This is a genomic window from Dactylosporangium sp. CA-139066, assembly GCF_050936175.1.
GTDB lineage: Bacteria > Actinomycetota > Actinomycetes > Mycobacteriales > Micromonosporaceae > Dactylosporangium.
Genome location: NZ_JBNJNH010000001.1, coordinates 4,488,586 through 4,499,323, shown reverse-complemented (window position 1 = coordinate 4,499,323; position 10,738 = coordinate 4,488,586). Strand labels below are relative to the sequence as shown.

The 10,738-nt window shown below is 70.2% G+C and carries 9 protein-coding genes; 2 read left to right on the top strand and 7 right to left on the bottom strand.

The features are described 5' to 3' along the window. Positions 1–13: 13 nt before the first annotated feature. Genes ACQEVU_RS20535 through ACQEVU_RS20520 form a run of 4 tightly spaced genes read right to left on the bottom strand, consistent with a single transcriptional unit; the run spans position 14 to position 4,249 of the window. Positions 14–1,291, bottom strand: coding sequence for an ABC transporter substrate-binding protein (locus ACQEVU_RS20535; protein WP_433325833.1), 1,278 nt, complete (start codon positions 1,289–1,291; stop codon positions 14–16). Positions 1,292–1,327: 36 nt separating this feature from the next. Then, positions 1,328–2,131, bottom strand: a complete 804-nt coding sequence (locus tag ACQEVU_RS20530) for a carbohydrate ABC transporter permease (RefSeq protein ID WP_433325831.1) — start codon at positions 2,129–2,131, stop codon at positions 1,328–1,330. Then, entirely contained in the window at positions 2,124–3,005 is an 882-nt protein-coding gene (locus tag ACQEVU_RS20525; RefSeq protein WP_433325829.1) for a carbohydrate ABC transporter permease, read from the bottom strand. Before ACQEVU_RS20525 ends, ACQEVU_RS20530 begins: the two co-directional genes overlap by 8 nt. Further along, complete coding sequence (locus tag ACQEVU_RS20520) at positions 3,005–4,249, bottom strand: ROK family protein (RefSeq protein WP_433325827.1); 1,245 nt, start codon at positions 4,247–4,249, stop codon at positions 3,005–3,007. The genes ACQEVU_RS20525 and ACQEVU_RS20520 overlap by 1 nt, the downstream gene beginning before the upstream one ends. Before the next feature lie 273 nt (positions 4,250–4,522). Between ACQEVU_RS20520 and ACQEVU_RS20515 the strand changes: the two genes are divergently transcribed. Together ACQEVU_RS20515 and ACQEVU_RS20510 are read left to right on the top strand one after the other, a co-directional pair. Beyond that, positions 4,523–6,367, top strand: coding sequence for a DUF4118 domain-containing protein (locus ACQEVU_RS20515; RefSeq protein ID WP_433325825.1), 1,845 nt, complete (start codon positions 4,523–4,525; stop codon positions 6,365–6,367). Between the two features lie 524 nt (positions 6,368–6,891). Further along, a complete protein-coding gene (locus ACQEVU_RS20510) occupies positions 6,892–7,848 on the top strand; it encodes a hypothetical protein (RefSeq protein ID WP_433325823.1) in 957 nt (318 codons plus the stop codon). Between the two features lie 33 nt (positions 7,849–7,881). Here the strand turns inward: ACQEVU_RS20510 and ACQEVU_RS20505 are convergent, their stop codons facing one another. Genes ACQEVU_RS20505 through ACQEVU_RS20495 form a run of 3 tightly spaced genes read right to left on the bottom strand, consistent with a single transcriptional unit; the run spans position 7,882 to position 10,736 of the window. Next, positions 7,882–8,604, bottom strand: a complete 723-nt coding sequence (locus ACQEVU_RS20505; RefSeq protein WP_433325821.1) for an SDR family NAD(P)-dependent oxidoreductase — start codon at positions 8,602–8,604, stop codon at positions 7,882–7,884. Between the two features lie 21 nt (positions 8,605–8,625). Then, the gene (locus ACQEVU_RS20500; RefSeq protein ID WP_433325819.1) at positions 8,626–9,573 is read right to left on the bottom strand and encodes an alcohol dehydrogenase catalytic domain-containing protein; all 948 of its coding nucleotides are present in this window, start codon (positions 9,571–9,573) and stop codon (positions 8,626–8,628) included. Next, entirely contained in the window at positions 9,570–10,736 is a 1,167-nt protein-coding gene (locus ACQEVU_RS20495; protein ID WP_433325817.1) for an ABC transporter ATP-binding protein, read from the bottom strand. The genes ACQEVU_RS20500 and ACQEVU_RS20495 overlap by 4 nt, the downstream gene beginning before the upstream one ends. Positions 10,737–10,738 lie beyond the last annotated feature (2 nt).

Here is a 10,738-nt window from a genome sequence, read left to right as displayed (position 1 = left end):
TGGAGGAGGGCCGTCAGAGCAGGGCCGTGACCTGCTTGGCCGCGTCGTCGAGGGTCTTCTGCAGGTCCGCGCCGCCGGCCGCCTTGGTCAGGGCGTCGTTGACGATGTCCTGCATCTGCTGTTCCTTGGCGATGACCGGCAGCAGCGACTGCTTGCCCAGCGCGTCCATGACCGCCTTACGGTTCGACGGCGGCGTCTTGCCGAGGTAGCCGGACAGCTTCGAGGCGTCGGCGAGCGGCGGCAGCTCCCACGACGAGTTGATCCGCGCGGTGACGGTCTGCTCGGAGGTGGTGAGGAAGTTCAGCCAGCGGAACGCGGCGTCCTGGTGGCTGCTCTTCGCCGACACTGCGACGCCGTTCTGGAACACGGCGCTGGCCTTCTGCGCGTCGCCGGGCTCGACCACCACGTCCCAGCCGAACGGCACGCTCTTGAGCGTGTCGAACTGCCAGTTCCCGTTGTGCCACATCGCGAGCTTGCCGGCCTTGAACAGGTTGGTGTCGAAGTCCGGGGTGTTGCCGATCTCGGTCAGGGTCGGCATCGTCGCGCCGGGCTTGCCGATGAGCCATTTCGCGGCCGCGACGCCCTGCGGGTTGTTGAACGTGGCCGTCTTGCCGTCGGCGCTCAGGAAGGTGCCGCCGGCCTGGTTCACGGCCTTGTAGAACTCGTAGAAGCTGACCGGCTGGTAGTCGCCGTAGACGCCCTTGGCCTTGTCGGTGAGCTTCTGCGCGGCGGCCGTCTCGTCCGACCACTTCCAGTCGGCCGTCGGGTAGGCCACGCCGGCGGCGTCGAACAGCGCCTTGTTGTAGATGAGCACGACGGTCGAGAAGGACTCGGGGAGCCCGTACTGCTTGCCGCCGTGCTTGAACGCGTCGAGCGCGGCCGGCGAGAGCACCGACGGCTGCCACGTCTTGTCGTTGGCGGCCGGGCCGGCGAGGTCGGCGAGCGAGCCGGCCTGGGCGTAGGTGACGAAGTTCTGGTAGTCCAGCTCGAAGGTGTCGGGGGCGGTGCCGCCGGCGATCGAGGTCTGCAGCTGGGTGAAGTAGTCCTTGTACGGCGCGGTCTGCACGGCGATCTTGACGTCGGGGTTGGCCTTCTCGAACGCGGCGACGATGCCGTTGAGGTCTTCGAGGTGGTCCGGCGCCGCGGAGAACGTCAGGTAGCGGACCGTGGTGACGCCGCCCTCGGAGGTGTCCTTCGTGGCGGAGCCCTTCGAGCATCCGGCGAGGGCGAGCGCGGTAACGGCGATCAGGGCGGCGGCCCGGTGTAACCGGAGCCGGGGTCGAGCGGACATGCTGGTCCTCACAATCGGGGGTGCTGGGGTGTCTGGCTACTTGAGACCGGCTTGGGCGACGCTCTGCACGATGTGCTGCTGCGCCACGGCGTAGAGGGCGAGGATGGGAACGATGCTCACGACCGAACCGGCCATGATGGCGTTCCACTGGACGGTGTATTCGCCGCTGAGGCTGGCCAGCCCCAGCGGCAGGGTCATGAACTCGCGGGAGCGGATGACGACGAGCGGCCACAGGAACGCGTTCCAGCTGGACATGAACGCGAACAGGCCGTAGGTCACCAGGGCGGGACGGATCAGCGGCAGCGTGATCCGCAGGAAGATGCGGATGTGCCCCGCCCCGTCGACGAACGCCGCCTCGTCGAGCTCCTTGGGCAGCACGGCCACGGACTGGCGCAGCAGGAACACGCCGAACGCGGAGGCGATCGTCGGCACGATGAGCGAGGCGTACGTGTCGACCAGGTCGAACGCGCGGACCTCGATGAACAGCGGCACGACGAGCACCTGCATGGGGATCATCAGCGTCGCGAGGTACGCGACGAAGACGACGTTCTTGCCGGGGAAGTCGAGCCGCGCGAAGGCGTAGGCCGCCGTGGAGCTGGTGATGAGCAGCAGCGTGGTGGAGACCACGGCCAGCACGAGGCTGTTCAGCGTGATCCGCCAGAACGGCAGGACCTCGAAGAGTTTGCGGTACCCGTCGAGGCCGGTCTGCTCGGGGATCAGGCGGGGCGTGGTGAGCACGCCTCCGCCGGCGGTGATCGAGGTGACGAAGGTCCAGACGAACGGGAAGATCATGAGCAGTGCGCCGACGGCGAGTACCGCGGCGAGCAGGCGCCTAGACATAGGTCACCCACCGGCGCTGCAGGCGCTGCTGGACGACGGTAACCACGAGGATCAGCGCGAACAGCAGCAGGCTCAGGGCGGATGCGCCGCCGGCGTCGCCGTAGCGGAACGTCAGGTCGTAGATCTCCTCGACCAGCGGCCGGGAGGCGCCGGCGGGCCCGCCGCCGGTCATGACGTAGATCTGGTCGAAGACCTGGAATCCGCTGATCAGTGAGATCACCACCACGAAGTAGCTCGACGGGGTCAGCAGCGGGAACGTGACGCGCCAGAAGGTCTGCCAGGCCGACGCGCCGTCGAGGCGGGCGGCCTCGAGGTACTCCTCCGGGATGCTCTGCAGGCCGGCCAGCAGGATGACCATGACGAACCCGGCGTCCTTCCACACCGAGGCGACGACCGCGGAGGGGATCGCCCAGCCCGCCGACGCCCACCAGCCCGGCCCGGGGATGCCGACGGCCTCGAGGGCGTGGTTGACTAGGCCGTTGGCCGGGTTCAGCAGCCATTTCCAGGTCAGCGCGACAACGACCCAGCTGGTGACGACCGGCAGGAAGTACATCGAGCGCACCAGGTTGCGCCCGGGGAAGCGGCGGTTGAGCCCGACGGCGAGCGCCAGGCCGAGCACGTAGACCAGGGGCAGGTACAGGGCCAGGAAGTACAGCGTGTGCAGCAGCGCGTCGCGGGTGGCGGCGTCGCCGAGCAGCCGGGTGTAGTTGTCCAGGCCCGTCCACCGCATCGGCGACTGCAGGTTCCAGTCGTGCAGGCTGATCCACGCCGCGCCGAACATCGGCGCGATCGTGAACAGCAGCAGCGGAACGGCGCTCGGCAGCAGGAACAGCGCGACGACGGCGGCCTTGCGCACCCCGCGCGGGCCGACCATCACTCCACCGTCCCGTCGGCGCCGTCGGAGCCGTGCAGGCGAGCGACGACGAGGTTCGCCTGTTCGCCGCCGAACCCGTCGAGGTCGAACGGCGCGGCGAGCACGAGCGCCGCCGCGCCCTGCGCCCAGCTGCTGTCGTCCCAGTTGTGCACCACCACGTCGATCCCGTCGCCGCCGCGGACCTGGCGGCGGGCGAACTCGGCGCGGAACGTCGCGTCCCAGTGGATCCAGTGCGCGACCCCCTCGCCGGCCAGGACGATCCGCGCCGGGTCGAGCATGTTCGCGGCGCCGGCGACCGCCCGGCCGAGCAGCCGCCCGGCGTCGGCGAAGATCTCGACGGCGTGCCGGTCACCGCGATCGGCGGCCGCGACGAGCGCGGCGAACCCCTGGCGCGGGCCGATCACGCCACCAGCGCGGGCGATGCGCTCCAGCGCCGGCTCGCCGAGCCACGCCTCCAGACAGCCGTGCCGGCCGCACTGGCACAGCGGGCCCTCGTCGTCCATCGGCACGTGCCCGAACTCACCGGCGCCGCCCTTGCCGCCCCGGTACACCGAGCGGTCGGCGACGATGCTCAGGCCGATGCCGCGGCCGATGGTCAGCACGAGGAAGTCGTCCGCCTCGCGGCCGTGGCCGTAGAGCACCTCGGCGACGGCCAGGGCGTTGACGTCGTTCTCCACCACGACCGGCAGCCCGAGCGCACCGCGAAGGTGGCGGCCGACCGGCAGCCGGCGCCACTGCAGCACGTCGGCGTCGACGGTGCCCTTGTCGGGCCGCGGCACGACGCCCGGGACCGCCACGCCGACGCCGAGGAGCTTGGGCAGCCCGGGGTCGAGGTGCGTGTGGGGCGCCAGCTCGGTGGCGAGCCTGGCGAGTGCGTCGGGGGCCATCGCGTCGAATGCCAGGGTGGTGCTGCTGAGCATCTGCCCGTCGAGCCGGACGTTGACGATCACGAGGTGGTCGGCCGCGACCTTTACCCCGAGCGCCCGGCCGGCCTCCCCCACGAGGCCGATGAGCGAGCCGGGCCGCCCGCCGCTGGACGGCGCCTGCGCGACCTCCTCGACCATCCGCTGCTCGAGGAGCCGGCGCATGATCTGCGACACAGCAGCGGGGCTGAGCCCGAGCTCACGCGCGATGTCCGCACGGGACATCGGCCCGCGGCTCCCGAGGAGCGCGAGCACCGCTGACCGGGAGAGGTCCCGCCCGGCCCCATGCTTCGCTAACGGCACTTCGTCCACCCACTTCATTAAGTTGCGATACAAAGTCCCACGTGGGTCCCCCACGGTCAAGAGCACATTTCGGTAACCGCCCGGAGGTGGCGGCTCGGCGCACCCTCGCCGTCAGCCATGCCGCCGAGCTTGGGGCGAGGCGCGGCTGCGGCACCACTCCCCGCGCTGCTGCGTGACCTCGGTCCGCAACCGGCCGCACCCGGCCGGCAGCGTCACCGCCCGGGCCTGCCCGGCGGGCCGCAGCGATAGGCTGAATGAGCGCGTTGCACTGAGATGGATGGGCGGTCGCTGATGCGGGCCCGCCTGATGGCTTTGATCCTGAGCCCGAAACCGCCACCGTTTGCCGTCGGGTTGCTGGTCGCTGTGCTGGTCATCGCGGTGGAGACTGCGGTGCTGCTGCCCCTGCAGACGGGCAGTCAGATCGGCGCGGACAGCGTGATCTACCTGTGCGGCGTCCTGCTCATCTCCAGTGTGTGGGGTGCCAGGCTCGGGATCGTCACCTCGCTGGTCAGCGCCTTCGCCTTCAACTTCGTCTTCCTTCGCCCCTACTGGCGGTTCCACCTCGTTCCGCGCAGCGACGTGCTCAGCGCCGTCGTCTTCATCGCGGCCGGGCTGCTGACCAGCTTCCTGGCCAACCTGGCTCGCAAGCGCGCCGCCGACGCGACGGCGCGGCAGCAGGAGGCTCACCTCGCCGCCGCGCTGGCCCGGCGGATGCTCGGCGCCGACGACGTGCGCTCGGTCCTCGGCCCGGTGTCCCAGCGCATCGCCGACGAGTTCGCGCTGGACTCCGTAGCCGTCGAACTCGGGGCGGTACCCGGGGACGAGCGCCGGACCGCACTGCCCTTGTGGGACCACGCGACGCGCCTGGGCACCCTGCTGGTCCCGGCCAACCTGCCCGAAGCAACGCTCGAGCGTCTGCGGCAACGCGTGGTCCCGTCGCTGGATTCGCTGCTGCACGCGGCCGTCGACCGTGAGGCAATGACCGACTCGCTTCGGGCCAGCCGCAAGGAGGCCACCTTGCTGATGGAGAAGCAGGCCGCGTTGCGGCGGGTGGCCACCCTCGTCGCGGATGGAGCCGCACCGACCGAGGTGTTCGATGCGGTCGCCGAGGAACTGCGCCAGATCTGCGGCCCCCAGAACACCGCACTCATCCGGTACGAACCGGACGGCACGGCCACGCTCGCCTCAGGCCGCAACGAACCCGGCCTCCCCACGCTGCCGGCCGGGACGCGCATTCAGCTCGACGGGGAGTGCCTCTCCGAGACCATCAGGCGCACCGGAACCGCGGCCCGCATGAACTACGCCGACGCCGCGGGTCCCACCGCCGCGATGCTGCGCGAGATGGGCATCCGTTCCGGGGTCGGCGTTCCGGTCCTGGTCGAGGGTCGCCTCTGGGGCGCCGCCCTCGTCACCACCACGTCGCCCGCACCGATCTCGGAGGCGGCCGCGGCGCGTCTGGTGGATTTCACCAAACTGCTCGCAACGGCGATCGCCAACGCCGACAGCCAGGCGCAGCTCGTCGCCTCCCGCGCCCGCATCGTCGCCGCGGCCGACAACACGCGCCGGCAGCTCGAGCGCGATCTGCACGACGGCGCACAGCAACGTCTCATCTCGATCGGGCTTCAACTGCGCTCTATCGAAGGGTCGCTGCCACCGGGCCTCGACGCGATCAGCGACCAGCTGAAGGTTGCCGCGCACGACGTGACCGGCGTCTGCGATGACCTGCGGGAAATCTCCCGGGGCATCCACCCGGCAATCCTGTCCAGGGGCGGGCTCGGCCCGGCGCTGAGGACGCTGGCCCGCCGCAGCGCGATCCCGGTCGAGCTCACCCTGGACATCAACCGGCACTTGGCTGAACGGACCGAGGTCACCGCGTACTTCATCGTGTCCGAGGCACTCACGAACGCCGCCAAACACGCCCGGGCGAGCACGGTACGCATCGAGGCTAAGGTCGCCGGCGCGTTCTTCAAACTCTCGATCCAGGACGACGGCATCGGGGGCGCCACCACCGGCACAGGAACCGGGCTGATCGGCCTGCAGGACCGGACCGAAGCACTCGGCGGCGAAATGGAGGTGGTCAGCCCGACCGGCGGCGGCACGACGCTGAACGTCAGTATTCCGATCGAAGACGGCTGACCACCGCGACCTGGGCCTTGGAGTTCTTAACCACATCGGGCGACGTGTCGGTACGTTAGGATGCAGGTGGCGAGGCCGAGGAACGCTTCATGGACGTCGTCGCGGCGTCCCCAGCGGACGCGAAGCCGTTCCATGCCTTGGCGCCAGCGCCGGCGCGTTCCACGAACCTGCGGTAGACGCCGAGGGCCCGAACCGTGGGGTGTGCCGCGGCCGGCGATGCGCGGGCGGATGCCTTTGGCGCGCACCGCGCGGCGGTAACTACCGTGATCCACAATGGACACCGGACCCGCCACGAACGAGTGAAAACTCGATGAACCTGGATGTTTTGCGCCGTCCTGAGTGGACAGGCAGGGGTCGTCTTCGGGTGAGCCATGAAGGTGCGGACGTGTGGCCGTGCTTGAGGCAGCCATCACGATTCCACGGAAGGTCACCGTTGCATGTCCGCTCGGTTTCCAATCCTCAGGCGGCGCCGGGGATCTGCCGCGCTCGTCGCCGTGCCGCTCGCACTCGGGATCATCTTGACGATGTCGGTCGCCGGATACGTGACCCAGATGGTCTCGCACAGCCGGCCGGACACGCAGGCGACGCCCACGGCGGCGCCGGAGCAGGTCAGGCCGACGTTCGACCCGAGCATCGGTGCGCCGCTGCCGACGAACCGGGTCGTGGCGTTCTACGCGGTGCCGGGCGCGGCGGCGACCGGGCCGGCCTACCAGCTCAGCCAGGCAATGCTCGCCCGGCTGAAGGACCAGGCCGCGCAGTATCAAGCCCTCGACCCTCAGCACCCCGTCGTCGCCGGCATCGACCTGGTGGTCAGCGTGCCCGACGGATCTCGCGGGCCCGCGGGCACCTACAGCCACCACGTCGACGACGCGACCATCAACAGCTACGTCGAGTTCTGCCGCACCAACGGGCTGGTGCTGTTCCTGGACCTCAACTTCGGCTGGACCGATCCGCTCACCGAGCTCAACGCCTTCCGCGAGTACCTCAAGCTGCCGTTCGTGCACGTCGCGGTCGACCCGGAATGGATGTTCCCCCGGCACAACGGCATTCCCGGCACGAACCTGGCGAACGTGCGTGCGTCCGACCTCAACCCGCTCATTGAGGCGGTCGCCGCGATGCCGCAGGAGTACAAGGTGCCGCGCAAGATGTTTCTCATCCACCAGTACCGCCCCGACGGCGACGGTCTCGCCGATCCGTATGATCCCGGAGCAGCGCTGATCGCCGACAAGCGCAACCTCGTCAACGACGGCCGCGTCGACGTCATCATCCACATCGACTCCGTCGGCGGCTGGCCCGGCGACATCGAGCTCAAGACGCAGCAGTATTCCGCCTGGGTCGGCCAGAGCATGCAGCAGTACGGCAACTTCAAGTACGGCGGATTCAAGATCTTCTACCAGCTGGAGTCGAAGCACAGGCTGATGACCCCGCAGGAGGTGATGGCCCTACAACCTCCGCCGATGGTCATCACGTACGGCAACTGACGTACGGGCCGCTACCGGTGAAAGCGGGTGAGCTCATCGCCCCAGCACGGTTCCTCCGTTGACTCCTACCAGTTGCCCGGTGATGAACGATGCCGCGGGCGAGGCCAGGAAGCTCACGACGGACGCCACGTCCTCGGGTGTGCCGGCGCGTCCGACCAGGGTGCGGTCGACCCGGGCCTGGTGGAACTGCGGGTTCATCCGGTCGCCGAAGAACTCGGTGTCCGGCACATAGCCGGGTAACACGAGGTTGGCGGTGGCCCCGGTAGGCCCGAGTTCCGCGGCGAGCCAGAAGATCCACGCGTGCAAGGCCGCCTTTGCCGCACCGTACGAGCCGCTGTAGCCGCTGCCGAGTTGGGCGCCGATCGAGCCGATGCCGATCACCCGGCCCTGCTCGGCCAGCTTCGGCCGCAGCGCGGCCACCAGCAGCACGGCGGTCAGCACGTTCTGGTCGAAGTCGGCACGCCACTCCCGGGCGATCGCGTCCAGTTCGGACGGCACCGCCGCGCCGGTGCCCCCGGCGCCGGCGACGATCACGTGCACCCGCTCCACCGCGCCGGCCACCCGCGCGGCACCGTCCGCCGTGCTCAGATCGGCGGCGACCCAGGTCGCCGCGGGGCCGAGCGTCTCCGCTGCGGCGCGGAGCGTCGGCTCGCGCCGGCCCACCAGGACCACCCGGTCGCCGCTCCCGACGAACGTCGCGGCGATCGCCCGGCCGATGCCGGTGCCGCCGCCTGCCACCACCACCGTACGGCTCATCGAGCCCTCCCGAGCACCACGTCAGGGCACCAGCATCGTCTTGATGCGCGCCGACGGGCCTCGCATCAGCGCCTCGAACACCTCGACACCGTCGGCGAGGTCTCGAAGTTCCAGCCAGTCCTCGTCGAGGGCGGCGGCAAGTGGCGCTGCCGCCGCGAACTCCGCGTCGGTGTAGCAGAAGCTGCCCAGGACCGCCTTCTCGCCCCGGATCATCGCTCGGCAGTCCGCATCGGACTCCGCGGCATGCAGGCCGAGCCAGACCGCGGCACCGCCCGGATGCAGCTGGGCGACGGAGTCGGCGCGGGTCCCGGCCGTGCCCACCGTGTCCAGGATGACGTCGAAGGCGCCGGTCAGCCGCTGCCCGGTGCGCTCGGCGCCCGCCTTGACCGCGGTCGCGAGCCGCGGTTCGGCCAGGTCGGCGACGTCGATGCCGGTCAGGCCGCGGCTGCGCAGCACCAGCAGTACCGCTGTGCCCAGCATGCCGGCGCCGATCACGCCGACCCGGGCGTCCGGGGCGAGCCGGTCGGCGACCAGGTTCGCGGCGTGCACGGCGTTGGCCATGGGTTCGACGAACGCTCCGCGCTGCGGGGACACGCCGGCCGGCAGCGGGTGCACGTTGGCTCGCGGCACGGCCACGTACTCGGCGAAGCCGCCCGCCCGGTTGATCCCGAGGATGCTGCGGTGGTCGCAGATGTTCGTCCTGCCACGCCGGCAGTTGGCGCATTCGCCGCATGCCACCAGCGGGTTGACCGTGACCAGGGCGCCGTCGTCGACCCGATGCCCGGCGAACTCGTGGCCCATCACCAGTGGCGGCTTGCGGAACGGGCTCTGGGTGGCGAAACCCTCCACCTCGGATCCGCAGACCCCGGCCGCGGCCACCCGTACCAGCACCTCGTCGTCGGCCGGAGCCGGAACGTCGAGATCGGTGACGACGAGTTCGAGCGGCCCGGCGTAGAGCAGTGCTTTCATGCGACACGCACATCCTTCCGCGCGCCGATGCGCGCACCGCTGTCACTGTCGAACCAGCAGGCGCCGCTCAGGTCGAGCAGCACCCGGCATTCGTCGTCGACGACGAGGCCGGCGTCACCCGGTAACTTCGCGTAGTGCAGGTCGCGCACGGCGGCGGCGCCGAGCTCGTCGGGGTTGGCGGCGAGCCCGAGCCGGAAACCGACCACGGTTTCGGCGCCCAGCCGTTCCACCACCGCCACCCGGGCCGGCAGGCCGGAGCCCGTCGCGGCGACCCGCACCTTCTCCGCCCGCACGCCCAGCAGGGCCGGCCCGTCGGGTACCCCGGCGGCGGGCACGGTCGTACCGCCGTCGATCGTGGCCTGTCCGTCCTGGACCGTGACCGGCAGGAGGTTCATCGCCGGCGAACCGATGAACCGGGCCACGAAGGTGTTCGCCGGCTCGTCGTAGATCTCCTGCGGGGTCCCGCTCTGCTGCACGACGCCGTCGTTGAGCAGGATGATGCGGGTGCCCATGGTCATCGCCTCGACCTGGTCGTGCGTCACGTAGATGAAGCTCGCTCCCACTCGCCGGTGCAGCGCCGTGATCTCGGTGCGCATCTGCGCCCGCAGCTTGGCGTCCAGGTTGGACAGCGGCTCATCCAGCAGGTAGATCGAGGGCTCGCGAACCAGAGCCCGGGCCAGTGCGACCCGCTGCCGCTGCCCGCCGGACAGCGTGCGCGGCCGGCGCTCGAGGTAGGGTGTGAGCTCCATGGTCGCGGCGATCTGCTCGATTCTCGTGGTGATCGCGGGGTCGCGCATCGCCCGCCAGCGCGCCACCATGCCGACCACCGGGATGTGCTGCCACCAGCGGAAACGGCTCATCAACAGCGGGAAGGCGATGTTGGCCCGCACCGTCTTGTGCGGGTAGAGCGCGTAGGACTGGAAGACGAACGCGACGTTGCGCTGCTTGGGTTCCAGGTCGTTGACCCGCTGGCCGTCGAAGAGCAGATCACCGCCGGTGATGTCGATGAGCCCGGCGATCATGCGCAGCATGGTGGACTTTCCGCACCCGGACGGGCCGAGCAGCACCAGGAACTCCCGGTCCCGGATCTCCGTGGAGAACTCGTGGATGACCGGTGTGTCGCCGTAGGACTTCCGGATGCCCCGGAACGCGATGGCTGGCATGC

Bases quoted from the DNA above. Each gene is read 5' to 3' on its own strand.
- ACQEVU_RS20510 (WP_433325823.1), top strand. From the start codon at position 6,892: ATGTCGGTCGCCGGATACGTGACCCAGATGGTCTCGCACAGCCGGCCG.
- ACQEVU_RS20520 (WP_433325827.1), bottom strand. From the start codon at position 4,249: ATGAAGTGGGTGGACGAAGTGCCGTTAGCGAAGCATGGGGCCGGGCGG.
- ACQEVU_RS20535 (WP_433325833.1), bottom strand. From the start codon at position 1,291: ATGTCCGCTCGACCCCGGCTCCGGTTACACCGGGCCGCCGCCCTGATC.
- ACQEVU_RS20495 (WP_433325817.1), bottom strand. From the start codon at position 10,736: ATGCCAGCCATCGCGTTCCGGGGCATCCGGAAGTCCTACGGCGACACA.
- ACQEVU_RS20525 (WP_433325829.1), bottom strand. From the start codon at position 3,005: ATGGTCGGCCCGCGCGGGGTGCGCAAGGCCGCCGTCGTCGCGCTGTTC.
- ACQEVU_RS20505 (WP_433325821.1), bottom strand. From the start codon at position 8,604: ATGAGCCGTACGGTGGTGGTGGCAGGCGGCGGCACCGGCATCGGCCGG.
- ACQEVU_RS20500 (WP_433325819.1), bottom strand. From the start codon at position 9,573: ATGAAAGCACTGCTCTACGCCGGGCCGCTCGAACTCGTCGTCACCGAT.
- ACQEVU_RS20515 (WP_433325825.1), top strand. From the start codon at position 4,523: ATGCGGGCCCGCCTGATGGCTTTGATCCTGAGCCCGAAACCGCCACCG.
- ACQEVU_RS20530 (WP_433325831.1), bottom strand. From the start codon at position 2,131: ATGTCTAGGCGCCTGCTCGCCGCGGTACTCGCCGTCGGCGCACTGCTC.